Below are 24,588 nucleotides of genomic sequence, written 5' to 3' on the forward strand. Positions count from 1 at the left end.
CGCGGGTGCGCCTCGCGACCTGGGCCTGGACGGGCGCGGCTGGACGGCCCCGACTCCTTCCGGGAGCGTTCGGACGCGGGGCTCCCGGGTGGTCACTCGAAGGCCGCGGCGGCCTCCCGCAGCGCTTGGGCGACGGTCTCCGGGTCGTAGGGGGCCGGTTCGCCCGGGAGGTAGGTGACCGAGTGGAGGCGGCCGGTGTAGCGGAAGCTGCGGTGGCGCTCGTACAGCGGCCAGGAGACCGGGGACTTGCGGTCGACGCCGACGCTGATGCCCTGGAAGGGGGCCATGCCGATCAGCTGGTGCACCGGGCCGAGCCGGCCGGTCCGCACCCCGTCGACGAGCAGGCGGAACTCCCACTTGAGGTCCGCCACCGCCGTGGCCCGGACGCTCACCGTACGGGCTCCGTGCGGGAGTTCGCCGCCGTCCGCCTCGTACAGCTCGCCGTACTCGTTGTAGGCGAAGCGCAGCCGCCCGTCCTCGACGTACAGGCTGTAGCCGCCGCCCTGGTCGCCGTGCGAGACCAGCACGCCGTGGTCCTCGGCGCGGTGCTCGACGAGGTCCACGACGATGTCGAAGGAGCGGAAGGAGATCAGCCGGGAGGAGCGGTAGCGCTCCAGCTCGGGCGTGCCGGCGAGCAGGGTGAGCGGCCGGCGCAGCCGGGCGTCCTCGGGGTGGCGCAGGGCGAGCGCGCCGGAGCCGTCGGCGAGCGGGAAGACGCCGTTGCGCCAGGCGGCGTTCTCCCAGGCCTCGGCCAACTCCTTGACGACCTCCGGGTGTTCCGCGGCGACGTCGTCGATCTCGGTCGGGTCGGTGCTCAGGTCGTAGAGGGCCCATTCGCCGTCGTCGTAGGGCGTGCCGGGGCGGTGCAGCGTGACCAGCTTCCAGCCGTCGCGGTAGTAGCTGCGGTTGCCGGTCATCTCGCAGTACTGCTCGCCGTGGGTGGAGTCGGCGGCCGGGTCGCGCAGGACGGGGGCGAAGCTGGTGCCGTCGAGCTCCTGGACGGGCCGGCCCCCGCGTTCTCGCGGCCGCTGGACGCCCGCCAGGTCGAGCAGGGTGGGGAGGATGTCCGTGACGTACTGGTACTGCTGCCGCACACCGGTGTCGCCCTCGGCGCGCGGCAGTCCGGCCGGCCAGGAGAGGACGAACGGGACGCGCACGCCGCCCGCGTAGGTCTGGCCCTTGTAGAGGCGGAACGGCGTGTTGGAGGCCATGCCCCAGCCGCGCGGGTAGTGGACCAGGCTCTGCGGGCCACCGATCAGGTCGATCTCGCGCTCGACGTCCGGGTTCCAGTCGGCGGGGAGCCGGGGGTGGTGGACGAAGCGGCTGAAGTAGCTGCGGGTGCCCTCGGGGCCGCCCTCGCCGGTGCCGCCGTTGTCGGAGGTGAACAGGATGATGGTGTTGTCGAGTTCGCCGAGGGCGGCGAGGGTGTCGGTGAGCCGGCCGAGGTTCTGGTCGACGTTGTCGACCATCGCCGCGTAGACCTCCATGTAGCGGGCGTACAACTTCTTCTGGACGTCGGTGAGTTCGCTCCACGGTCCGACGTCGAAGCCCTGTTCGGCGTTGCGTTCGGGCAGCCGGGTGCCGTCCGGGAAGTGGCCGGCGGCGAGTTGGCGGGCGAAGCGGGCGGCGCGCAGCTCGTCCCAGCCGCCGTCGTAGCGGCCCCGGTGCCGGGCGAGGTCCTCGGGCTTGGCCTGGAGCGGGCCGTGCACGGCGTTGTGCGCGAGGTAGAGCAGGAACGGCTTGTCGGCGTCGTGGGCGCGCAGCGACTTGACCATGGCGATCGCCTGGTCGGTGAGGTCGTCGGTGTAGTAGTAGCCGTCGGGGAACTCGTCGATGTCCAGCGGGCTGTTGTCGCGGACCAGTTGGTGCGGGTGGAAGAGGCTGGTGAGGCCCTCCAGGACGCCGTAGTACTGGTCGAAGCCCTTCTGCAGCGGCCAGTTGGAGCGGTCGTCCGCCGCGTTGGAGGCGGAGTCGCGGGTGAGGTGCCACTTGCCGACGGCGTAGGTGGCGTAGCCTGCGTCGTGCAGCAGCTCGGCCAGGGTGGGGATGTCGCGGGCCACTTCCATGCCGTAGCCGGGGAAGCCGGGATCGGCGTTGGCGACGAAGGAGTAGCCGACCCGGTGCGGGTTGAGGCCGGTGAGCAGCGCCGCGCGGGCGGGCGAGCAGAGCGGCATGGTGTGGTAGTTGGCGAGCCGGACGCCGGTCGCGGCGAGGCGGTCGAGGGTCGGGGTGGGGATCTCCGAGCCGAACGGGCCGATGTCGCTGTAGCCCATGTCGTCGATCAGCACGACGACGATGTTGGGTGCGCCCCGGCGGGCCCGGGTGCGGGCGGGCCAGGCGGGCGTGGAATCGCGGAAGGTGCGGCCGACGGTGCCGGGGAAGCCGTCGTACGGGTCGCGGCGGGTGGTCATGCGGTGCTCCGGGTGGTCAGGTGCGGTACGGCGGCCAGCAGGCCGGCGGTGTAGGGGTCCTGCGGGTCGGTGACGACGCGGTCGGCGGGGCCGGTCTCGACGATGCGCCCGCGGTGCATGACGGCGATCCGGTGGCTGACCTGCCGGACCACGGCGAGGTCGTGGGCGATGAAGAGGATCGCCAGGCCGAGTTCGCGCTGCAGGCGCGTGAGCAGGTCGAGCACCTGTGCCTGGACGGAGACGTCGAGGGCCGAGACGGGTTCGTCGCAGATCAGGACGGAGGGGCCGGGGGCGAGCGCGCGGGCGATGCCGATGCGCTGGCGCTGGCCGCCGGAGAAGGCGCGCGGGTGGCGGTCGGCGGCGGCCGGGTCCAGGCCGACCTGGGTGAGCAGGTCGGCGACCCGGGCCGCGCGCTGCGACCGGTCGCCGAGGCCGTGGGCGATCAGCGGCTCGGCGAGGATCTGCCCGACCGTCATCCGGGGGTTGAGGGAGGAGTACGGGTCCTGGAAGACCATCTGGATCTCGCGCCGGGCGGCCCGGGAGGCCGCCAGGTCCTCGCCCCGGTAGCGGATCTCGCCCGCGCTCGGGGCGTGCGCCCGGACGAGGGCGCGGGCGAGGGTGGACTTCCCGGAGCCGGACTCGCCGACCAGGCCGAGGGTCTCTCCCGGGCGCAGCACCAGGTCGACGCCGTCCAGGGCGGTGACGGCGCGGCGGCGCGTCCCGTACGTCTTGCGCAGTCCGCTGACCGTGAGCAGCGGCGCGCCGTCGGGGGTGGTGTGCGCGGCGGCTTCCGACGGCGCGTCCAGGCGGGGGACGGTGGCCAGCAGCCGTGCGGTGTAGGGGTGTGCGGGCCGGGTGAGGACGTCCTCGGTACGGCCGTGCTCGACCACCCGGCCCTGGTGCATGACCAGGATCCGCCGGCAGGTCCGGGCGATGACGCCGAGGTCGTGGCTGATCAGCACGAGTGCGGTGCCGCGTTCGCGGTTGATCCGTTCCAGCAGGCGGAGGATCTGCTGCTGGACGGTCGGGTCGAGGGCGGTGGTGGGTTCGTCGGCGACCAGCACGTCCGGGTCGCCGGCCAGGGCGAGCGCGATCATGATGCGCTGGCGCTGGCCGCCGGAGAACTGGTGCGGGTGGTCGCGCAGGCGCCGCGCGGCATCGGGGATGCCGACCAGGTCGAGGAGTTCGGCGGCCCGGGCGGTGCGCGCGGCGCGGCCGTCGGCGCCGTGGGCGCGCAGTGCCTCGTCGAGCTGGCGGCCGATGGTGAGCACCGGGTTGAGCGAGGACATCGGGTCCTGGAAGATCATCGCGATCCGGCGCCCCCGGACCTCGCGCAGGGCCGGTTCGGACAGCGCGGCGAGGTCCCGGCCGTCCAGCAGCACCGAGCCGCCGGTGATCCGGCCTCCGGCGGGCAGCATCCGCAGGAGCGCGAGCGCGGTGGTGGACTTGCCGGAGCCGGACTCGCCGACGATGCCCAGGCTCTCGCCGGCGGCCAGCGCGAAGCCGGCTCCGGAGACGGCCTCGGTCGCGCCGAACCGAACCGTCAGGTCCCGGACGTCGAGGACGGCGTCGGTGCCCGTGGTGACGGTGGCCACGCCCTCGGCGACGGCGGTGACCCCCTCGGTCACGGCGTCCGCGCCCTCGGCGACGGCGTCGACGGCCGTGGCGGCGATGGCCGTGGCGGCGACATCCGTGGCGGCGACGTCCTTGGCGGCGGCGTTCAACGGCGGATCCCCTCGTTCAGGGCCTCGGCGATCAGGGTGAGGCCGAGCACCAGGGCGGTGACCGCGACCAGCGGGGCGGCCGCGAAGGCGGGGTGGGTGGCGAGGTAGGCCATCGACTGGCTGAGGATGCCGCCGAGCGAGGGCTCCGGGGGCCGGACGCCCACCCCGAGGAAACTCATCGCGCCCTCGATGAAGACGGCGAGCGACAGCGCGATGGCGCCCTGCACGATCAGCGGGTCGACGGCGTTGGGGAGGACGTGGCGCAGCAGCACCCGCAGCCGCGAGGCCCCGCCGACCCGGGCGGCGAGCGCGTACTCGCGCTCGCGCTGGACGAGGATCCCGGCGCGCAGCTGGCGGCCGAAGCCGGGGATCTCGGCCAGCGCGATCACGATGACGACCGGCCACCGGCCGGGGCCGAGGACGGCGGTGACGGCGAGCGCCAGGATCAGTCCGGGGAAGGCCAGCAGCAGGTCGAACAGCCGCTGCACGGCGGTGTCGGCCCAGCGCGAGAGTGCGGACAGCAGCGCGAGCGCGCAGCCCAGCGCCGCGCCGACGGGCACGGCGGTGAGGCTGATCAGCAGGTCGGTGCGGATCCCGTACAGGACCCGGCTGAACAGGTCCCGGCCGAGGTCGTCGGTGCCGAAGGGGTGGTCCCCGCTCGGTGCGGCGAGGGCCAGTGCGCTCTGCGCGGTGGGATCGACGGAGGTCAGCAGGGGTGCGAGCAGCCCGGCCAGGACGACCGCGCCGACCAGTGCGGTGCCGACGAGGCCGCGCGGGCTGCGCAGGCCGGCCGGCAGCGGGAGGCGTACAGCGAGGGTGGTCATGTCACTCCCACCTGATCCGGGGGTCGAGCCAGGCGTACGCCAGGTCGGTGAGCAGTTGGACGGCGACGTAGCCGGCGACGAGCAGCAGGAGCAGGTCCTGTACCACCGGGTAGTCGCGGCGCAGCACGCCCTGTTCGGCGAGCTGGCCGAGGCCGGGCCAGGCGAAGATGGCCTCCACCAGGACTGCTCCGCCGAGGAGTTGGCCGATCTGCAGGCCGAGCACGGTGACCGCGGAGGGCAGGGCGTTGGGCAGCGCGTGCAGCCAGACGATCCGGCGGCGGGCGACGCCGAGCGCGGTGGCGGTGCGGACGTAGTCCTCGGCGAGGGCGCGTTCCAGGCCGTCCTTGAGGTAGCGGGCCAGGACGGCGGCGCTGGGCAGGGCGAGGCAGAGCGCGGGCAGCAGCAGGTACTGCAGGCCGAGGTCGGGCTGGTCCAGGATCGACTCGTGCCCGCCGGGCGGCAGCAGCCGCAGGGTGACGGCGAAGACGAGGACGAGCAGCACGCCGGTGACGAAGGGCGGCACCGCCAGCGCCGCGGTGGTCAGCGCCCGGACGGCGGCCGCCACCGGGCCGCGTCGCGCGGTCGCGCCGAGCACGCCGAGCGGCAGCGCGATCGCGATGACGAGCACCACGGCGCCGAGGGTGAGTTCGACCGTGGCGCCGAGGCCGTCGCCGATCAGGTCGGCGACCTGTCCGCCGATCGCGTAGCTGGGCCCGAGGTCCCCGGTGAGCAGGTCGCCGAGCCAGGTGACGTACTGGCCGAGCAGCGGCTGGTCGAGCCCGAGTCGGGTGCGGACGGCGGCGACCGTCTCCGGTCCGGCGTCCGGTCCGGCGAGGCTGGTGGCGGGGTCGCCGGGGATGAGGCGCAGGATCAGGAAGACCAGGAAGGAGGCGGCGAGCAGGACCAGCAGCGCCGAGGGCAGGCGTTTGAGCAGGAAGGTGCGCATCGGCTCAGGCCGCCAGGTAGGCGTCGTCGAGGTTGAGGTAGGTGAACTTGTTGAGCGTCGCGCCGCGCACCCCGGCGGTGGCGACCTCGACCTCGCCGGCGATCGCGAGGTCGATGACGAACTCCTCGTCCAGCAGGGTGTCGGTGATCTGCCGGTAGAGCGCCTGGGCCTCGGCGCCGGCGCTGTCGGCTTCGGTACGGTTCCAGGCGCGCTGGACGAGGTCGGTGTAGGCGGGCGAGGAGAAGTGCGAGCTGTTCTTCGCCTCGTTGAACGGGTAGGCGCTGACCGCCAGGGTGGCCGGGTGGAGCTGGGCGAAGCCGTGGCTGAGCGTCCACAGCGCGGGCATGGTCTGCGAGATCAGCTGCTTCTGCATGGTCGGCGAGTCGGTGGGCTGCAGCACGGTCTCGATGCCGACCTGCTTGAGGTCGTACTGCAGGATCTGGGCGATCGCGGTGCCCTCCGGGGTGGCCGAGTGCGCGAACGGCAGGCTGACACCGCCGTCCAGACCGGCCTGCTTGAGCAGCTCCCGTGCCTTGGCCGGGTCGTGCCGGTACCGGGTGGCGCCGGCCTCGCTGTACGCGGGTGAGGACTTGGGCCAGGGCGCGGAGGAGGCGAGACCGTAACCGCCGAGGGCCTGCTGCACCAGCCGGTCCCGGTCGACGGCCCAGGCGATCGCCTGGCGGACCCGCTTGTCCCCCACGTGCTCGGCGGTGACGTTGACGCCGATGTAGTAGGCGCCGGCGCCGGTGTCGTAGGGCGTGATCCGGAACCGGGCGTCGTCCTTGAGGGTGGCGATGTCCTTGCCCTGGACGCTGTAGGAGAGGTGGCTCTGCCCGGTCTTGAGCGAGGCGAGCAGGGAGTCGGCCTGCGGGATGATCCGGATCTCCACCCCGTCCAGGTAGGGGCGGCCGGGTTTCCAGTACCGCTCGTTGCGGGTGAGGCCGATCGAGGCGCCCGGCTTGCGCTCACCGAAGCGGAACGGCCCGGTGCCGATCAGCTGTTTGCCGGCGACGGCGTCCTCGACGGTGGCCGGATCCGCGATGATCATGAATTCGAAGAGGTCGAACAGGTTGCTCACCGGGTGCGCCAGCACCAGGGTCAGCTCGTGGTCGCCGTTCTTGCGGAAGTCCGTGACGGCGGCCGCGGTGGCCCTCAACTGGGCCGAGCGGGAGGGGTCCTGGAGGTTCTTGACGGCGAAGACGACGTCGTCGGCGGTGAACGCCCGTCCGTTGTGGAAGAGCACGTCCTCGCGGAGCTTGACGGTGATGCTCTTCCCGTCGTCCGCGAGCTGCCAGGAGGTGGCGAGTTCGGGCTGCGGCTTCAGCTGGTCGTCGTACCTGGTCAGGGTGTTGAAGACCAGCCGCTGGACGAGGGTGTTGGCGCTCTGCGCGAACAGCAGGCTCGGGGTGAAGTCGATGCCGGTCGCCACGGTGAGCGTGCCGCCGCGGCGGGGGCTCGCGGAGGCGGCGACGTTCGAGGCGGTCTCGGCGGCCGAGCGGCAGGCCGCCAGGGTGAGGAGACCGGCCCCCGCCAGGGAGCCGCGCAGCAGGGAGCGGCGGGAGAGCGAGTGCATTGCGGGGAGTTCCTTCGGGTGTGGTGTGCGCGAGGTGGACCTGGCGGGGCCGGTGTCGCCGGCCCCGGACCGCCTGGCGGGGCCGGTGGTTCCGGCCCCTGACCGACCGGCGGGGCCGGTGGTTCCTCAGGCGGCCGGCAGGTCGGCCTCGAGCTGCTCGGCCGGCACGATGCCCGCGACGGCGGGCGGCTCGGTGGGCTCCAGCAGGCGGCTCGGGGTGCCGTCCACGCCGACCGGCAGGTCGCCGTCCAGGGTGATCCGGCGCACCAGGCGCGGCTGGTCGCCGTAGTCGTTCACGGCGTAGTGCTGGGTGGCCCGGTTGTCCCAGACGGCCACGTCGCCGACCTGCCAGTCCCAGCGGACGGTGTTCTCCAGCCGCTCGACGTAGCGCTGGAACAGTCCGATCAGCGCCTTGCTGTCGGCGCCCGACACGCCCTGGATCCGCTGGGCGAAGGCTCCGAGCAGCAGGCTGCGCTCGCCGGTCACCGGGTGGACCCGGACCAGCGGGTGCTCGGTCTTGAAGGCGGTCGAGACGAAGACCTGCCGGAACAGCTCGGCGATCTCGCGGTTCTCCGCCAGCTCGGGCGTCAGCGCGAGGGTGGCGGCGTAGTCGTAGTCGTTGGTGTGGACGGCGCGCAGGCTCTCGGCCAGCGTCTTCAGGGGCGCCGGCAGGTCCTGGTAGGCGGCCGCCGTGTTGGCCCACACCGTGGAGCCGCCGGCCTCCGGCAGCTCCAGGGCGCGCAGGATCGAGGCCTTCGGGTACGAGGGCACGAAGGTCACGTCGGTGTGCCAGTTGTTGGCCCGCACGCCCTTGGTGGCGTCGAGCTCGAAGACGTACCGGCCGTCGGCGCTCGGCACCGTCGGGTGGCCCACCGGCTGCCCGAGCAGCCGGGCGAAGGCCTCGTGCCCGGCGTCGTCCAGGTGCTGCTGGCCGCGGAAGAACAGCACCTTGTGCCGGTACAGGGCGGCCTCGATCGCGGCGACGGTCGCGGCGGGCAGGTCGCCGCCGAGCCGGACGTCGTGGACGATCGCGCCGATGCGGCCGGCGGCCGGGGTGAGACGCAGTTCGGTGATGGCAGTGGTCATGGCTGTCCCTCGGAGGTCGAGCGGGTAGGGGTGAGCGGCGCGGCGGGCGGAGGCCTCGGCGCGGCGGAAGGTGTGCGTGGAACGCGGGTCGCGGGTCGCCGGTCGCGGGTAGCGTGAAGCGGGTCGCGTGAAGCGGGTCGCGGGTCGCGGAGGGCGGACCGTCAGGAAGCGCAGCGACAGGAGGGGCACGCGGTACGGCAGCACATGGCGGTCATCGCCCCTCCTTCGAGTCTCGGCTGCGAGCAGGTCGTGGGCTCATGCTGGCGAGCATCCGGGCTCCCTGTCAAACGTCATCTCGCCTGGTGGGAGCGGGTGTTGCCGGTGTGTGACGCCGTGTTGCGGCCGATGGCCGCCGATGACGGCGGGCGGTCCGGGGATGTCCCCGGACCGCCCGCAGGTCGCAGGTCGGCCCTGCGACGAGTGCTCCGGGAGGCGGTCAGAGCCAGGGGATCTGCTCGGCGGAGTAGCGGTAGGCCCGGAAGACCGCGTTCTGCGCGCCCCGGGAGGACTCCAGCCCGACGCCCCGGCCGAAGGCGCCGAACTCGGGGACGACGAACTCCCACACCACGTCGCCGTCCGGGGTGACCTCGAAGAGCCGGCCGAAGGAGCCCTCGGCGATGAAGGTGTTGCCGTTGGGCAGCCGCTGCGCGCTGGACATGTACGGGCTGTAGAAGTTCTGCGGCGGGTTGTCCTCGTAGGTCCACACCGTCCGGCCGTCCGTCGGGTCGATCTCGACCACCCGCGAGTACGGCACCGAGGTGGTGTCCCGGTAGGTGCCGTTGTCGAAGACCAGGATGTTCCCGCCGGGGAGCTCGTGCGGGTAGTGCTGCTGGGCGAGCACGTCCGGGCCGATCCGCCAGCGCACCGAGCCGTCCGCACGGTCGATCGCCACCGCGGTGGAGGCGCTGCGGAAGCCCACCACGACGCCGCCGTCCCGCAGCTCGTTGACGGTGTTGGCCATCGGCCAGTGCTCGCGCGCGAAGTGCGGGTTGAGCGGGGTCCGTTCGGGGTCGAGGTGGTCGATCGCGGCCCAGCGCCACACCACCTCGCCGTCCCAGGTCAGCTCGTACACGACGTCGCCGTGGATGACCCCGCCGGGCGCCTCGGAGCCGGGGATGCCGCCGCGGATCCGGGCGGCGTCGGCGGCGTCGAGCGGTTCGACGCCGAGCACCAGCAGGTTGCCGTTGCGCAGGACGGAGGCGTCATGGTGGTGGTGGGGGTGGCGGACTTCGCGCAGCACGGTGCCGTCGGGGGCGATCTCCTGGAGGATGCCGCCGTGGTAGACGTCCCAGATCGGGAAGAGGCTCGGGCCGGTGGTGTCCTTGGCCTGGTTGAAGAGGTTGCCGTTGGGGAGCAGCTGGGCGTGCCGCCCGGGCGGGTGCGGCAGCCGCCAGGTGTGGGCCGGGCGGCCCTCGATGTCGACGAGGTGGACGTCGCCGGGGCCGGCGATCGGGGTGTAGAGGGTGTAGCCGCCCCAGCTGCGCGCGGGGTCGTGGGCGCGCAGGCCCAGGCCGCGTCGGCGGAGGGTGTTCTGGTCGACGGTCATCGGTGAACTCCTTTGTGTTGGACGGGACTTCAGTGGACGGTCACGGCGGCAGGGTCGGCGGCGGCGAGCGGGCCGGTGTGCAGCCGGCCCAGCAGTGCGGCGCGGTCGGCGGGGCCGGGCAGGCCTTGGGCGGCCTTGGCCCAGCCGGCCTCGTCCTGGAGCTGCTGGAGCAGTTCGGGGGAGAGCGTCGGCCGGTACTCGTAGGCGGGCTGGAAGGCGTCGACGTACCCGCTCTGCAGGGTGCCGCCGGACTGGGCGAGCACGGCGCGGCGGGCGGCGGCCGGGTCGGCGGTCAGCTCGGCCTGGGCCCGCAGCACGGCGCGCAGGACGGCGGTGGTGGCGGCGTCGGTCGCGGCCGGGCCGGCGACCAGCAGGGTGCGGGCGGTGTAGCCGGTGAAGCGCAGTTCGGCGTAGCGCTCGCCGAGGGCGGTGCGGGTGGCGTCGTAGAAGCCGGGAAGGTCGCGCCGGCGTCGATGTCGCCGCGGGCGAGGGCGGCGGGGATCTGGTTGGGGGCGAGGTTGACGATCTGGACGTCGGCCGCGGTGAGTCCGGCCGAGGCGAGCATCCGGGAGAGCGCGTACTCGACGTTGGTGCCCTGGGGAAGGCCGATCCGGCGCCCCTTGAGCCGGTCGAAGCCGGTGAGGCCGCGGTCGGTGCGGGTGAGCAGCCGCCAGTCGGTGAAGCGGGACAGGTCCGCGACGACGCGCAGCTCGCGTCCGGTGAGGGCGGCGGTGACGGCGGGCAGGTCGCCGACGATGCCGATCTGGGCCTGGCCGCCGAGGACGGCGTTGAGCGCGTCCCGGCCGGTCGGGAAGGCCTGCAGCTTCGCCTGGACGTGCTCGGCGGACCAGAGCCGGTGGTCCTCCGCGAGGTAGACGGGGGCGCCGCCCAGGTAGTCACCGCCGGCGATGGTGACGGTCGGGTCCCCGGCCGCGGCGGGCGGGCCGGCGCAGGCGGCGGCGAGGGTGGTGAGCAGGGCGGCCACCAGCAGGGCGAGGACCGTACGGGGTCTGGACACGGTGAGGGCTTCCTTTGACGGACGGAGGTGGGGCGGTCGGGCCGGCGAGTCATGTCTGCTCATGCGTCGGAGAGTTGACGGGCTATCAGCTCTCTGAGCGCGGGGTCGGGCGGTCCGGACGGAACGGCGTGGTCGGCGAGCACCCGGCCGGGCTTCCCGCCGAGCACCAGGACGCGTTCGGCCAGGGCGAGCGCCTCGTCGATGTCGTGGGTGACGAAGAGCACGGTGGTGCCGGTGCGCCGCCAGAGCCGGGTGAGCAGCTGCTGCATCCGGGCCCTGGTGAGGGCGTCGAGCGCGCCGAACGGCTCGTCCATGAGCAGGACTTCGGGCTCGGCGGCGAGGGCGCGGGCGAGAGCGACGCGCTGCTGCATGCCGCCGGAGAGCTCGGCGGGGTACTTCTCGGCGCCGTCGGCGAGCTCGACCTCCTCCAGCGCGGCCAGCGCCCTGCGCCGGCGCTCGGCGCGCGGGAGGTCGAGCCGTTTGAGGGCGAACTCGACGTTCCCGCGGGCGGTGAGCCACGGGAACAGCGCGTAGTGCTGGAAGACCACGCCCCGGTCCGGTCCCGGTCCGGTGACCGGCCGGGCGCCGACGAGCACCCGTCCCGCGGTGGGCCGGACGAAGCCGGCGACGGCGTTGAGGACGGTCGACTTGCCGCTGCCGCTCGGCCCGAGCAGCGCGGTGAACGAGCCCGCGGGCAGCTCCAGTTCGGTGCGGTCGAGGACGGTCGTGCTGCGCCGGTGCGGGCCGTAGCCGACGGTCAGGCCGTCCAGCCGGATGCTCTGGCTCATGCCGCGCTCCAGTGGACGATCCGGCGGCCGAGCGCGGCCAGGGCGAGGTCGACGGCCACTCCGAGCAGGCCCAGGACCAGCAGCCCGGCGAACATCCGGTCGGTCCGCAGGAACTGCCCGTCCACCTGCAACCGGTAGGCCAACCCGCTCTGCGCGCCGCCCAGTTCGGCGGCGACCAGGGCCAGCAGGGCGACCGAGGCGCCGTACCGCAGCGCGGCGAGCAGGGCGGGCGCGGCGGCCGGCAGCAGCACCTCGACGAACCGGCGGCGCAGCGGTGCCCCGAGGGAACGGGCGGCCCGCAGGTGGGCCGGGGGCACCCGGGACACCCCGTCGTGGACGTAGAGCCAGACGGCGAGCAGCACGGCGTAGGCGATCAGCAGGCGCTTGGCGGTCTCCCCGATGCCGAACCAGGCGGTGGCGAGCGGCACCAGGGCGATCGCGGGGATGGGGCGCAGGAAGGACACCAGCGGGGTGACGGCGGCGGACAGCCGCGGCAGGTAGCCGGTGGCGAAGCCGAGCGCGCAGCCGACGGCGGCGCCGAGGAGGAATCCCTGCCCGGCCCGGCCGAGGCTGGCGGCGAGGTCGATCCAGAGGGTGCCGGTGCGGGCGCTCTCGTCGAGGGCCCGCCAGGTGGCGGCGGGGGTGGGCAGCAGGCCCGGTGCCACGGCACCGGAGGCCGCCAGGGCGGTCCAGCCGGCCAGCACGGCCAGGGCGGCCGCGAGCGGCGGGGCGAAGCGGGTCAGGTGCCGCGGGGGCGGAGTCGGGAGGAGCTGCACGCGGACGTCTCCTTGGGAACGCCGGGCGTCCGCCCGGGCCGATATAAGTGACATCAATAATTGACCTCACTTATCAACGGCACGTTGCAGCCGTGCGAAACGTTTCCGTCGCCGCGGCCCGCTCCGGGGCGATGGGGTACGTTCACCAGCGTGTCCCGACTCGAACCCTCCCCCGAGGCGCTGGCCGTGGGCCGACTGGTCCGTAGCCGGCGCAAGGAGCGCGGCGTGCCGATGGCCGAACTCGCCGCCCGCTCCGGCCTCTCCCAGCCGTTCCTCAGCCAGCTGGAGCGCGGGCTCACCACCCCGAGCCTCACCTCGATCTACCGGATCGCCGAGGCCCTGGACGTCCCGCCGGGGGCCTTCCTGCGCCCGCCCGCGCGCCCCGGCGCCGTCAGCCACGAGAGCGACCCGCAGGTGATCCGGGTCAGCGAGGGCGCCGGCCAGATCGCCCGCGTCCTCATCCCCGGCGGGAGCAGCAGCCTGATGGAGGCCTACGAGCACCACTTCGAGCCCGGCCGGGGCGAGCGCGGCTGGTTCGAGCACCCCGGGGAGGACTTCCTCTACGTACTGGAGGGAGAGGTCGTGCTGGAGATCGAGGGCGAGGAACCGCTCCCGCTGCGCGCCGGCCAGAGCGCCCACCACCGCGGCGACGTCCCCCACCGCTGCCGCCTGGTCGGCCCCGACCCGGCCCGCACCCTCCTCGTCATCGCCACCCCGTGACCGCGCGCGGCGCCGCCGCGAGAGGCGTGCCGCGCGTCGCTCCCCAGGTCCTCAGCGCTCGTCTTCAGTACTCCTCTTCAGTACTTCGTCGCTCCGCACCATCCCGGTTCGACACCGCAGCCGCCGCGGCGAGACCACGCCCAGCACGCGCGCCGAAGCGTCTCCGCGCCTGGCCGGTGCGGCACATCGCAGCTGGGACGGCCAGAGCTACCGCGTGCTGCGGTCGCTGCGCGTCTCCGCACTTCCCCGGCGCGGCTCCCATGTCGGCGACGGGTGGAATGAGGGCCACGGACGGCGCATCGAAAGCGGGCCACTGCGTGATCTCTTGAGCCTCCTGACTTCACTGGTACGGGAGTCATTCGGCGGCACCTTCACCGCACGTGCCCGCCGGGAGAGCGGCACCGAACTGGTGTGGCGCGCCCCCTGCCCGACGGATAGGCGTCAAGGCCTCTCCAGCACCTCGCCCGGCGCCAGCCGGGGCGTGGGCGCGCCCTCGGGGCCGTAGCCGAGGCGGATCAGCATCTGGACGTGGCCCGGGCCGTGGTGCGGGTCGCGGGCTTCCCAGCGCAGGTAGGGCCACTCCATGGCCTGGTGCAGCAGGGAGGCGCGGACGCCGTGGACGGTGGCGGCGAGCAGGACGTGTTCCAGGGCGAGGCCGGCGCGCAGCCAGTCCGCGGGGGTGTCGTGCTCGGTGGCGAGGACGGCGATGCGGGGCTCGTCCTCGAAGTGGGCGGGGGCCCGGTGCTCGGCGGGATGGAGCGCGTCGAAGTCGCGCATCGGCAGGTGGCCGAGCGCGTCCTGGGGGCCGAGCGCGCCGACCGGGATGCCGTACGGCGGTGCCTCGCCGGTGCGGATCCAGCTGCGGCTCTCGGTGCGCTGGGCCCGGTCGGTGGTGTTGCGGCGCTCGGCCTCGGCGGTGAGGTGCAGCAGGCGGGCGGTCTCCTCGTGGTCGGGCAGGTGGAGCAGGGCGTCCTCGGAGTGGGCGGCGGCGGTCAGCTCGTCGAGGACCGTCGGCGGGACGGGCGCGCCGGTGAACGGCGCCCGGCTGGAGTGGCGGCGCCAGATCGCCGCGTAGAGCTTCTCGGTGCCCGGCACCGGTGCGGCGGCCGGGGCGTCGAGTTCGACGGCGGCCAACAGGTCGGGGTCGGCGGGGTCGGGCAGCAGGCGCACCTCGGGCGCCCAGCCGAGGTGGCGGGCGGCGATTCTCAGGTTGAGGACGGCCGCGCCGACGGAGATGTGCAGCGCCCGGCCCTGCGGGTCGGCGGCGGGCACGGCGCGGCTGCGGTCGGCCCGGACCTCGACCGTCGAGGTCTCCGGCTGCAGCCGGAAGCGCCAGGGCTGGCTGTTGTGGATCGAGGGCGCGGCGACCGCGGCGGAGACGAGCGTCTCCAGCGCGACGGCGTCGAGGGCGAGGGTGGGCATGACCGCCTCCAGGGTGCGTGATCAGCCGGAGGCGGCCGGATCGCCGCCGCCGCGCAGGGCGTCCAGTCGGGTGCGGTACTCGTCGGGGTCGATCTCGCCGCGGGCGAGACGTTCGGCGAGCAGCTGTTCCGGGGTGGGCCGCTGCGGTGGTGCCGTGGGAGGTCCGGGGGGTGCCGGGCTGTGCGGGGCCGTCCGTCCCAGGTGCCGGACCAGGGCTATCCCGCCGACGATCACGAGTGCCCAGAAGAGCAGCATGCTCAGGCTCATCAGGCCGATGCCCCAGCCGTTCATGCCACCGTCGTGCCAGTACATCATCACCGTCTCCTCTGCCGTGACGGCAGGTCGAACACCTCCACCGTGCGGCCGGGGCCCGGCGTGGCGCTTGGGCCGTTCGGCACCACCTCGGGGCCCGCTCGGACCCGGCCGCCCAGTGCGGGCGCTGGTGGTGCTGCTCGGGTTCGGCGTGGGCGGCGAGGAGGGCGGCCTGGAGGCGCCGGATCGGCCGTCGCCTACACCATCTCCGGACCGTCACCGTGAGCCTGCGCGAGGACCGCCAGGAACCGGTCCGCATCCGCCTGCGCGGCACCGAGGCGACGGTCCGGCCGGGCGAGACCCGGCGCTTCCACCTGTAGCCGGGACGTCACCGCCGCCCGGACCAGCCGGGTTCCACCTGATCCCACGCGGACTCCCACTCCGCCTCCGCCCGGCGGTCCAGCCGCCGGCGGCTCAGGGCGACCCAGCCCTCCGTGCCGAATCCGAGTGCGGTGGCCGCGCCCAGACCCGCCAGGACGGCGTCCGAGACGATCAGTCCGTTCGACCGGGGGGCGCCGGCCGGATGTCCGGCGTCGTTCAGCCCCACCGGGAGCGCCGTCCCGGTGGCCGTGCCGTCCGGCACGGGGATGCTGCCCGTACCGGGCCCGACCGGGTACGTCCAGCGCGCCGGGGCGTGCACCCGCGCGTTGGACGCCCTGGGGTCGTCCGACAGCGCGGGGCCCGTGGTGACGGCGGTGACGACGTGCCGGTGCCGGGCGGCCTGCGCCGCGTCGCCTGCCTCCGCCCGGTACACGACCAGGGCCGTGACCGCCGCCAGGACGACGGTGACGAGCACCATCAACGCCACGCCGGCCACCAGGCGGCTGTACGCCCGGTCGAGCGGACGGCAGAGCGGGTTGTGGTCCCGGCCGACGGCCCGGCGAAGGTGCCCGCGCAGGGACGTGCGCGAGGTGGGGCGCCTGTGCGTGGCGGCTACGGCGGACATGACGCGCCTCCTCAGTACCGGGATGCTGCTCTCACGGATCAGTCTGGCGAGCCCGGTTCCGCTTCCCCGAGGGCCGTACGGGCCCGGTGCCGGGGACCGACCGGCCCCAGCTCGAACCCGGTGCCTGGTGGTGCCATGGAAGGAGGGCGGCGGCCGGCCCCGGCCCCCGCCCCGCACCGAGCCAGGGAGGACGTCATGAGAGCCGCCGTGGGAGACCGCATCATCGTCCAGGGCACCCGGCCCGGTGCGGCGCGCAGGGACGGCGAGATCGTCGGCCTGCACCATCCGGACGGCAGCCCGCCGTACGACGTGCGCTGGGCGGACGACGGCCGGGTGACGGAGTACTTCCCCGGGCCGGACGCCCGGATCCACCACTTCGAGCACCGTCCCGAGCCCGCCGCGACCGCGCCGTCCCATCCGCACCTCTTCGCCGACTGACGGACCACCGCCGTGACGGTCGCCGCCCACGCCCCGGCGCGCGGACTCACCGGTCCCGACGCCGCGCGACTGCTCGCCGAGCACGGCCGCAACGAGGTCGCGGCCGACCACCGGGTACCCCTGTGGGCCCGGGTGGCCGCCCAGCTCCGGGATCCCCTGATCACCGTGCTGCTCGCGGCCGCCGCCCTGACCCTCGCGATCGGCGACCACCCGGACGCGATCGTCATCACGCTGGTGATCGTGATCAACACCAGCGTGGGCGTGGTCCAGGAGGTCCGGGCGGAGAGCGCCGTCGCGGCACTCTCCCGGCTCTCCGCCCCGGCCGCGCGGGTGGTGCGCGACGGGGTGCAGCGTACGGTGCCGTCGGCCGAGATCGTCCCGGGAGACGTCGTCGCCCTCACCGAAGGCGACATCGTGCCGGCCGACGCCCGGCTCGCCGAGGCGGCGGCGCTCCTGCTCGACGAGTCGATGCTGACCGGTGAGTCCCTGCCGGTGACCAGGTCTGCCGAACCCCGGGCCCCGGGGGATGACGCGGTCCGGGCGGGGACGGTCGTGCTGAGGGGCCGGGCCCTGGCCGTGGTCACCGCCACCGGAGCCGACAGCGCGCTCGGCCGGATCGCCGCCATGCTCCGGCCCCGGCCCGAACCCACGCCGCTCCAGCGGAGGCTGGCCGGGCTCGGGCGGGTGCTGGCCGCCGTCGCGGTCGGCCTCTGTGCCCTGGTCTTCGTCCTCGGCCTGCTCCGGAACCAGCCGCCCGGCGAGATGGGGGTGACGGCCATCAGCCTGGCGGTCGCCGCCGTGCCGGAGTCGCTGCCGGCCGTCGTCACGCTCGCCCTCGCGCTGGGCGCGCGCCGGATGGCCGCCCGCCACGCCGTGGTCCGGCGACTGCCGGCCGTGGAGACGCTGGGCTCGGTCACCATGCTGGCGACCGACAAGACCGGCACCCTCACCGAGGGCCGCATGGTCGTCGAGCGCCTCTGGACACCCCGTTCCACGGCCACCGTGACCGGCCTCGGATACGGACCGGCCGGTGCGGTCAGGCTCGACCGAACCACCGACCGCACGGTGCAGGGAGCCACCGACGACGCGGTGAACGGAACCGCCGACGGCGCGGTGAACAGCCTGCTCACCGCCGCCGCGCTGTGCAACGACGCCGCGCTGCGCCCGCCGTCCGGCGGGGACGGCCAGTGGGGAGCACTCGGCGATCCCACCGAGGCCGCCCTGCTGACGGCCGCCGGCAAGGCGGGCCTGGACCACCAAGGGCTGCGGGAGACCCACCCCCGGGTCGCCGAAACACCGTTCGACAGCACCCGCAAGCGGATGAGCACCGTCCACCGCACGCCCCACGGCGGCCTGCTGGCCTGCCTCAAGGGCGCTCCGGAGACCGTCCTCGACCCCACCGTCCTGGCCGACCCGCCGGAGCTCCTGGAGCGGGCCCGGCGCGCGGCCGCCGCCCTCGCCGCCGAGGGCTACCGAGTGCTCGCCGTGGCCGAGCAGCACCTCGACCGCCTGCCGGAGCCGCCCGAGGAGGCCGAACACGGCCTGCGACTGCTCGGCCTGACGGCCCTGGCCGACCCGCCCAAGCCATCGGCGGCCGCCACCCTGGCCACCTGCCGCCGCGCCGGCATCCTTCCCGTCCTGATCACCGGCGACCACCCGGCCACCGCGCGCGCCCTGGCCGTCCGGGTCGGTCTGCTCGAGCCGGGTGCCGGACCAGACGCCGTGGTGAACGGGCAGGCCATCGCCACCGGTGCGGTCAGCGACCTCACCCGGGCACGGATCTTCGCCCGTACCGACCCCCGCCAGAAACTCGACATCGTCCAGGCCTGGCGGGCCCGGGGCGCCGTCACCGCGATGACCGGCGACGGCGTCAACGACGGCCCCGCCCTGCGCCAGGCGGACATCGGCGTCGCCATGGGCCGGCGCGGCACCGAGGTCGCCCGCCAGGCCGCCGACCTGGTCCTCGCCGACGACGAACTCGCCACCGTGGTCGGCGCGGTGGAGGAGGGCCGCCGAGTCTACGACAACATCCGCCGCTTCCTGGTCTTCGGCCTGTCCGGCGGCGCGGCCGAGATCCTGGTCATGCTGGCCGGCCCGCTGTTCGGCCTCGCGCTGCCGCTGCGCGCGGGCCAGATCCTCTGGATCAACCTGCTCACCCACGGCCTCACCGGCGTCGCCATGGGCGCGGAGCCGGTCTCACCCGGTGCGATGACCCGGCCCCCGCGCCCACCGCACCAGCACATCCTGGGCTCCGGCGTGTGGCAGCGGGTGCTGCTGCTCGGCCTCGTCGTCGCGGCCGCCTCGCTCGGTGCTGGGCTCTGGGCCCACGACGCCCAACGCCCCTGGCAGACCGTGCTGTTCCTCGCCCTGCTGGCGGCTCAGCTCGGCACCGTCCTCGGCCTGCGCGACCGTCTGCTGACCCGCGCCAACCTCTTCCTCCCGCTGGCCGTCCTCGCCTCCGTCGCACTCGCGGCGGCCGCCCTCTACCTGCCGTTCCTCCGCGACGTGCTGGACACCACGCCGCTCTCCTGGAGCGATCTCGCTGCCCCCGCAGCCGCCGGACTCGCCGGGTTCGCGGCGGCCAGGCTGCGCAAGCAAGGGATCTGAGGGCCCGAATCGCCCCCGTTGTTCCAACGGGTCGGCACTTACCGAAGGGCGGGTGGTCGACCGCTCCGGCAGCGGAAGGGCCGCGCCGGCTGGAACCGGCGCGGCCCTCGTTCACCCGTTCGTCGCGCGCCTCGATTCATCGCGCAGGGCGTGCGGTGGCGTACAGGCCGACTCGGCGGCCGGCGGCCGATGTGGGCCGGCGACGGATCGGGACTGCGGAGACGGCAGTCGGGCGGTGTTCGCGTCAGGAGGGCAGGCGTCGGCCGGACGGCGTCCGCAGGTCGAGCGGTGGGGGTTCGTTCGGGCGGTTCGGCCTGGTGACGACCTTGATCCGGACCATCGTGCCCACCTCCTCGTTCGGCTTCGCGTTCCACCTTGCCGCCGGCGGATCGGCGGCTGCAGGGCTCGCCGGGCCGACCCGGACCGCCGGACGGTGACGTTCCGGCCGGGACCGGCGGTCCGCCGCGGCGGGGCCGGTCGGCCCTCGCGGCGGGGCCGGACCGGTGCCTAGCGTGGAAGCACGCCCGCGAACGCCGAACCGAGGAGGACGCCATGGCACCCGCGAGCTCCGATGGCCCCGGCCGATCCGTCGTCCTCGGTGTCGACGCGCACGACACCGGCAGCATGACCGCCGCCTGGGCCGCCGACGAGGCCGATCGCCGGGGCCTGCCGCTGAGGCTTGTGCACGCCGTCCCGCCGCTGTACCGCGAGTTCCGGCACTTCGACGGGGACCGCTACCACAAGGCCCTGCTCGCGCGGGCCGAGCGGGCCCTCGACCGGGCCGGGGCCGTGGCGTGGGGCCGGCACCCGGGGTTGACGCTGACGACCGATGTCCCCGATGACCTCCCGGCCCCGGCGCTGTGCCGCGAGTCCCGGCACGCCGCGCTCGTCGTCCTCGGCTCCCGTCGGCTGGGCCGGGCCGAGGAGGCGTTGAGCGCCTACTCGGTGGCCGTTCCGGTGAGCGCCCAGGCCCACTGCCCGGTGGTCGTGGTCCGCGATCCCGAGCACACCACCCAGGACCCGCCGTACGTCGTCCTGGGCGTGGACGGCAGCCCGTCCTCGGAGCCCGCCGTCGGCTTCGCCTTCGACCTCGCGGCCGAACGTGGGGCGGCCCTGCGCGTCCTCTGGGTCTGGCAGCGGCCGCCGGTCGGCAATCTCGACGAGGCCGCCACCGGGCGGATCCTGCGCCGGCAGCTCTTCGAGTCCACCGCGGGCCGCCGCGCCCTGAACCCGTACGTCACCGTGACCCACGAACTGGTCCACGGCCACCCGGTCGAGGAACTCGCCCGGGCCTCCGAGCACGCCCTCGCCGTGGTCATCGGCCGCCGGGGGAACGGCGGCTTCACCGGCATGCGGCTCGGTTCCGTTCCCCACGGGCTGCTGCACCGCGCCCACTGCCCGGTCGTGATCGTCCCGCACGGCTGACGGGACCGTCCGGCCGTCCGGTCCGGCCCGAACGGCCCATCTCCTCCTCCGGGTTCGGGGGAGAAGCTGAAGATGACGAAAGGTGGAGACCATGCACGCCGTGATCGTGTACGAGAGCATGTACGGCAACACCCGGGAGATCGCCGAGGCGATCGCCGAAGGCGTCCACCGGGCCGACCCCGGGATAGCCGTGGACTGCCTCCCGGTGGCCGAGGCCGACACCGAACTCACCCGCTCCGCGGACCTGCTGGTGGTCGGTGGACCGACCCACATGCACGGCATGTCCTCCGGGCTCAGCCGCCGGATGGCGGTCACGGCCGAGAAGCACAAGGAAGGCTACGAGCAGGCCGCGGCCGAAGCACGGGAAACCGCCGAGGGCCCGGGCCTGCGGTCCTGGTTCCGCGACCTTCCGGAGACCGAATCCGGTACCCACGCCGCCGCGTTCGACACCCGCGTCGACATGCCCCGGGCCGGCGGCGCCGCCAACGGCATCGCCCACCGGCTCTCCCACCACCACTACGACGTCGTCGTCGAACCCGAGGGCTTCATCGTGGAGCAGAACGACGGGCCGCTGCGCGCCGGAGAACTCGACCGCGCCCGCGCCTGGGGCGCCAAGCTGGTCTGACCGCCGGCTGCCGACCCTCGCCGCAGGTACCGCCGGCCCCGCCCGCGGCAGCCCCTGTCCGACAGGGCCGAGCCCCCTGCCACCCGGTCGGCGCACCTTCCTACGGTGACGGTGAGGCCCGGAGCACCCCATCCGGTGGAGGACGTGATGACACCCAGCAGCGAACACGCGGCCGCGCGCCGCCCTGCCGGTGCCACCGGCCCGGGCGGGGCGGACGACCGGGCCTGACCATGGCCGGCGACAGTCGGACCGCACTCCGTGCCGCTCCACCCGCAGCGGGTGAGGCCACCCCTGAGCCGCGTGAGCCCATCGCCCTGCTCTTCCGCGACCTGCGGACCTCACCCGAAGGTCTGAGCCGGCGTGAGGCAGCCCGGCGACTGACCGTGTACGGGCCCAACACGCTGGTACGCCGCGAGGGCCGCCGCTGGCCGCGCGAGCTGGCGCACCAGTTCACCCATCCGCTCGCCCTGCTCCTGATCTGCGCCGCCGCGCTGGCGGCCGTCAGCGGGGCCCCGAACCTGACGGGCGCCATCCTCGCGGTGGTCGGGTTGAACGCCCTGCTCGCCTTCGCCCAGGAGCGGCAGGCCGAGCGCGCCGTGGAGGCCCTGGCCGGGTTCCTGCCCGACGACGCGACGGTGGTCCGCGAGGGCCGGCGTCGGTCCGTGCCGGCGACGGAGCTGGTGCCCGGCGACATCCTGGTGGTCGAGGAGGGTGACCGGGTCTCGGCGGACTCCCGCCTGCTCTCGGGCGGGGTGGAGGTCGACCTCTCGGCGCTGACCGGCGAGTCCGTACCGGTGTTCCGCTCCGGCGAGGCCACGGAGGGCTCGGGCCCCCTGCTGGAAGCCCGTGACCTGGTCTTCTCCGGCGCCGCGTGCACCGGCGGAGCCGCCGTGGCGGTGGTGACGGCAACGGGCATGCACACCGAGCTCGGCCGGATCGCCGCCCTCAGCCAGCGCACCCGACGAGAGGAGAGCCCGCTGGAACAGCAGGTCAAGCGGGTCGCCCGGCTGATCGCGGTGATCGCGGTCGGCGTCGGACTCGCGTTCCTGCCGATGGGCCTGGCGGCCGGCCTCTCCCTGACGGCGTCGGTGGCCTTCGCGGTCGGCCTGCTCGTCGCCAACGTGCCCGAGGGCCTGCTGCCGACGATCACCCTGGCGCTCGCCTCGGGGGTGCGCGACCTCGCCCGGCGCGGAGCGGTGGTCAAGCGGCTGTCCGCCGTGGAGACCCTCGGCTCGACCACCACGATCTGCACCGACAAGACCGGAACGCTGACCGAGAACCGCATGCGCGTCACGGAGGTGTGGACCCCCGGAACCACCGGAACCACCGGAACCCCTGGAACCCCTGGAACCGAGGCGGACGGGAACCCCGTACCGGACCACGAAGCCCTGACGCTCGCCGACGCGGCCGCCGCCTGCACCACCGCCGACCCGGCGGCGGGCCACGGAGACCCGACCGAACTCGCGCTCCTCGACCTGGCCACCCGCCTCGGCGGCGACCGCACACCGGCACGACGGGACGGGGAACGCCGAGCGCTGTTCCGCTTCGACCCGCGCATCAAGCTCATGACCACCGCGGACGCCCGCCACGGCACGATCGTCCTGCACACCAAGGGCGCCCCCGAGGAGGTGCTCACCCACACCACCCGGCTGCTCGACCACGGCCTCGAGCGCCCGATCACCCCGGCCGACCGCACCGAGGTCGTCCACGCCGTCGGCGGGATGGCGGCGCGCGGCCTGCGCGTGCTCGCCGTCGCGCGCCGGGCACTCCCGCCCGGCCGGCCGCCCCCGGGCCGCCGCGAGGACGCCGAACGGGACCTCTGTCTGATCGGCCTGGTCGCCATGTCGGACCCGCCGAGGCCCGAGGTGGCGGAGGCCATCCGGAGGGCCCACCAGGCCGGGATCACCGTCCACGTGGTCACCGGCGACAACGGGCTGACCGCGGCGGCCGTCGCCGAGCAGGTCGGTATCGGTCACCGGGGGATGCGCATCGTCACCGGCACCGAGCTCGACGCGATGCCCGACGACCGCCTGGACGCACTGCTGGCCCGCGGCGAGGAGGTGATCTTCGCCCGGACCTCGCCGGAGGCCAAGCTGCGCATCGCCGACGCGCTGCGGGCCGAGGGCCACACCGTCGCCATGACCGGTGACGGCGTGAACGACGCGCCCGCCCTGCGCCGCGCCGACATCGGCGTCGCCATGGGCCGTTCAGGCACCGAAGTCGCCCGCGAAGCCGCCACCATGGTGCTCACCGACGACGACTTCGCCACCATCATCGCGGCCGTCGAGGAGGGGCGACGCACCTACGACAACATCCGCAAGTTCATCGTCTACATCTTCACCCACGCCGTTCCCGAGGTCGTCCCCTTCCTGGTCTTCGCCCTCGCCGGCGGCGCCGTGCCGCTGCCCCTCACGGTGATGCAGATCCTCGCCATCGATCTCGGCACCGACACCCTCCCCGCTCTCGCCCTCGGTCGCGAGAAGGCCGAACCGGGCCTGATGGACCGGCCGCCCCGGCCCCGCTCGGAGAAGGTGATCCGCCCCGCCATGCTCGCCCGGGCCTGGGGCTTCCTCGGCCTGATCTCCGCTGCCCTGGTCATGGGTGGCTTCTTCCTCACCCTCGGTGCCGCAGGCTGGCACCCCGGCGATCCCACCGGCGTGGGCACCGCCCTCCACCTGCCGTACCAGCAGGCCACCACGGTCGCCTGGTCGGGCATCGTCGCCTGCCAGATCGGCACCGCCTTCGCGGCTCGGACCGACCGGGCGCCGCTGCGGGCCGTCGGTGTGTTCGCCAACCGCCAACTGCTCGGCGGCATCGGCTTCTCCCTCGCGTTCGCCGCCGCGATCGTCTACCTCCCGGCGCTGCAGCACGTGTTCGGCACCGCCGCCCTCTCTCCCGCCCAAGTCCTCGTCGTGGCGCCCTTCCCGTTCCTGGTCTGGGGAGCGGACGAACTGCGCCGTGCGGTCGTCCGCCGGCGTACGAACGAGCCCGCGCCCGAAGCCCCGCCCGCACCGGTGATGGCGCCGCCCGGGCCGCCGAGCCCGCACCACCCGCTTCCCACCCTGCTCGCCCGGCACGGCTGGAGTGCCCGCCGGCTCACCCACGCCCTCGGCGTCGGGGAGCACGCGGCCGCCGAGATCGTCGCGCACGCCCACCGGATCTCCGCGGAGCACGGCCACCGCACGAGGTGAGCATCAGCCCGTGGACCACCCGACCGGCTCCCCGTCCACCGGACCGCCACCTGTCTCCGGTGCGGCGCGCGTCGATGTCGGAGCGCACCGAAGGCCCCGTGAGGGCCCCGGCCCACGGCGTCGTCGGCGCCTCGTCGACGCCCGCTCCGCAGGGTCGACCGGCCCTGCGGGTACCGGCCCACCGGACCGGCTTCCGGAGCCGTCCGCCCC

General features: G+C 74.4%; 20 protein-coding genes. 6 read left to right on the forward strand and 14 right to left on the reverse strand.

What is annotated here, in order from left to right; all coding sequences use genetic code 11:
- Window positions 1-92: 92 nt before the first annotated feature.
- From ACZ6Y7_RS11985 to ACZ6Y7_RS12035, 11 genes are all read right to left on the reverse strand, one after another.
- Entirely contained in the window at window positions 93-2,411 is a 2,319-nt protein-coding gene (locus ACZ6Y7_RS11985; RefSeq protein WP_465757761.1) for an arylsulfatase, read from the reverse strand.
- Window positions 2,408-4,006, reverse strand: a complete 1,599-nt coding sequence (locus ACZ6Y7_RS11990; RefSeq protein WP_465758023.1) for an ABC transporter ATP-binding protein — start codon at window positions 4,004-4,006, stop codon at window positions 2,408-2,410. Before ACZ6Y7_RS11990 ends, ACZ6Y7_RS11985 begins: the two co-directional genes overlap by 4 nt.
- A gap of 125 nt (window positions 4,007-4,131) precedes the next feature.
- Window positions 4,132-4,959 (reverse strand): ABC transporter permease, encoded by an 828-nt coding sequence (locus ACZ6Y7_RS11995; protein ID WP_465757762.1) that lies wholly within the window; start codon window positions 4,957-4,959, stop codon window positions 4,132-4,134.
- A 1-nt stretch (window position 4,960) separates the two neighbouring features.
- Window positions 4,961-5,905 carry an ABC transporter permease gene (locus tag ACZ6Y7_RS12000; RefSeq protein ID WP_465757763.1) on the reverse strand — a complete coding sequence of 315 codons (945 nt, stop codon included), beginning with the start codon at window positions 5,903-5,905 and terminating at the stop codon, window positions 4,961-4,963.
- Window positions 5,906-5,909: 4 nt separating this feature from the next.
- Window positions 5,910-7,478 (reverse strand): ABC transporter substrate-binding protein, encoded by a 1,569-nt coding sequence (locus ACZ6Y7_RS12005; protein ID WP_465757764.1) that lies wholly within the window; start codon window positions 7,476-7,478, stop codon window positions 5,910-5,912.
- A 126-nt stretch (window positions 7,479-7,604) separates the two neighbouring features.
- On the reverse strand, window positions 7,605-8,564 hold the full coding sequence (locus ACZ6Y7_RS12010; protein ID WP_465757765.1) for a TauD/TfdA dioxygenase family protein: 960 nt from the start codon (window positions 8,562-8,564) through the stop codon (window positions 7,605-7,607).
- Window positions 8,565-9,000: 436 nt separating this feature from the next.
- Complete coding sequence (locus ACZ6Y7_RS12015) at window positions 9,001-10,110, reverse strand: aryl-sulfate sulfotransferase (protein ID WP_465757766.1); 1,110 nt, start codon at window positions 10,108-10,110, stop codon at window positions 9,001-9,003.
- 29 nt (window positions 10,111-10,139) lie between these two features.
- The gene (locus ACZ6Y7_RS12020) at window positions 10,140-10,427 is read right to left on the reverse strand and encodes a hypothetical protein (RefSeq protein ID WP_465757767.1); all 288 of its coding nucleotides are present in this window, start codon (window positions 10,425-10,427) and stop codon (window positions 10,140-10,142) included.
- Window positions 10,403-11,128 (reverse strand): ABC transporter substrate-binding protein, encoded by a 726-nt coding sequence (locus ACZ6Y7_RS12025; RefSeq protein WP_465757768.1) that lies wholly within the window; start codon window positions 11,126-11,128, stop codon window positions 10,403-10,405. The genes ACZ6Y7_RS12020 and ACZ6Y7_RS12025 overlap by 25 nt, the downstream gene beginning before the upstream one ends.
- A gap of 59 nt (window positions 11,129-11,187) precedes the next feature.
- Window positions 11,188-11,916: an ABC transporter ATP-binding protein gene (locus ACZ6Y7_RS12030; RefSeq protein ID WP_465757769.1), complete on the reverse strand. Its 729-nt coding sequence runs from the start codon at window positions 11,914-11,916 to the stop codon at window positions 11,188-11,190.
- Window positions 11,913-12,692 (reverse strand): ABC transporter permease, encoded by a 780-nt coding sequence (locus ACZ6Y7_RS12035; protein WP_465757770.1) that lies wholly within the window; start codon window positions 12,690-12,692, stop codon window positions 11,913-11,915. Before ACZ6Y7_RS12035 ends, ACZ6Y7_RS12030 begins: the two co-directional genes overlap by 4 nt.
- 150 nt (window positions 12,693-12,842) lie before the next feature.
- On the opposite strand from ACZ6Y7_RS12035, the gene ACZ6Y7_RS12040 reads away from it, so the two are divergent.
- Window positions 12,843-13,412, forward strand: a complete 570-nt coding sequence (locus tag ACZ6Y7_RS12040; RefSeq protein WP_465757771.1) for a helix-turn-helix domain-containing protein — start codon at window positions 12,843-12,845, stop codon at window positions 13,410-13,412.
- A gap of 441 nt (window positions 13,413-13,853) precedes the next feature.
- Here ACZ6Y7_RS12040 and ACZ6Y7_RS12045 read toward each other — a convergent pair whose 3' ends face one another.
- From ACZ6Y7_RS12045 to ACZ6Y7_RS12055, 3 genes are all read right to left on the reverse strand, one after another.
- Window positions 13,854-14,834, reverse strand: coding sequence for an Acg family FMN-binding oxidoreductase (locus tag ACZ6Y7_RS12045; RefSeq protein ID WP_465757772.1), 981 nt, complete (start codon window positions 14,832-14,834; stop codon window positions 13,854-13,856).
- Window positions 14,835-14,855: 21 nt separating this feature from the next.
- Window positions 14,856-15,149, reverse strand: a complete 294-nt coding sequence (locus ACZ6Y7_RS12050) for an SHOCT domain-containing protein (protein ID WP_465757773.1) — start codon at window positions 15,147-15,149, stop codon at window positions 14,856-14,858.
- 325 nt (window positions 15,150-15,474) lie between these two features.
- Window positions 15,475-16,092: an Rv1733c family protein gene (locus ACZ6Y7_RS12055; protein WP_465757774.1), complete on the reverse strand. Its 618-nt coding sequence runs from the start codon at window positions 16,090-16,092 to the stop codon at window positions 15,475-15,477.
- A gap of 195 nt (window positions 16,093-16,287) precedes the next feature.
- Between ACZ6Y7_RS12055 and ACZ6Y7_RS12060 the strand changes: the two genes are divergently transcribed.
- The 5 genes from ACZ6Y7_RS12060 to ACZ6Y7_RS12080 all read left to right on the forward strand — a co-directional run bounded on the left by ACZ6Y7_RS12060 (window position 16,288) and on the right by ACZ6Y7_RS12080 (window position 24,378).
- Window positions 16,288-16,530, forward strand: a complete 243-nt coding sequence (locus ACZ6Y7_RS12060; protein ID WP_402218114.1) for a DUF1918 domain-containing protein — start codon at window positions 16,288-16,290, stop codon at window positions 16,528-16,530.
- Between the two features lie 12 nt (window positions 16,531-16,542).
- Window positions 16,543-19,137 (forward strand): cation-translocating P-type ATPase, encoded by a 2,595-nt coding sequence (locus ACZ6Y7_RS12065; protein WP_465757775.1) that lies wholly within the window; start codon window positions 16,543-16,545, stop codon window positions 19,135-19,137.
- Window positions 19,138-19,689: 552 nt separating this feature from the next.
- Entirely contained in the window at window positions 19,690-20,562 is an 873-nt protein-coding gene (locus ACZ6Y7_RS12070) for a universal stress protein (protein WP_465757776.1), read from the forward strand.
- Between the two features lie 91 nt (window positions 20,563-20,653).
- Window positions 20,654-21,187 carry a flavodoxin family protein gene (locus ACZ6Y7_RS12075; protein WP_465757777.1) on the forward strand — a complete coding sequence of 178 codons (534 nt, stop codon included), beginning with the start codon at window positions 20,654-20,656 and terminating at the stop codon, window positions 21,185-21,187.
- Between the two features lie 230 nt (window positions 21,188-21,417).
- Window positions 21,418-24,378 carry a cation-translocating P-type ATPase gene (locus tag ACZ6Y7_RS12080; RefSeq protein WP_465757778.1) on the forward strand — a complete coding sequence of 987 codons (2,961 nt, stop codon included), beginning with the start codon at window positions 21,418-21,420 and terminating at the stop codon, window positions 24,376-24,378.
- Window positions 24,379-24,588: the final 210 nt, after the last annotated feature.

The sequence above is a fragment of the Kitasatospora sp. NPDC053308 genome, assembly GCF_055585785.1.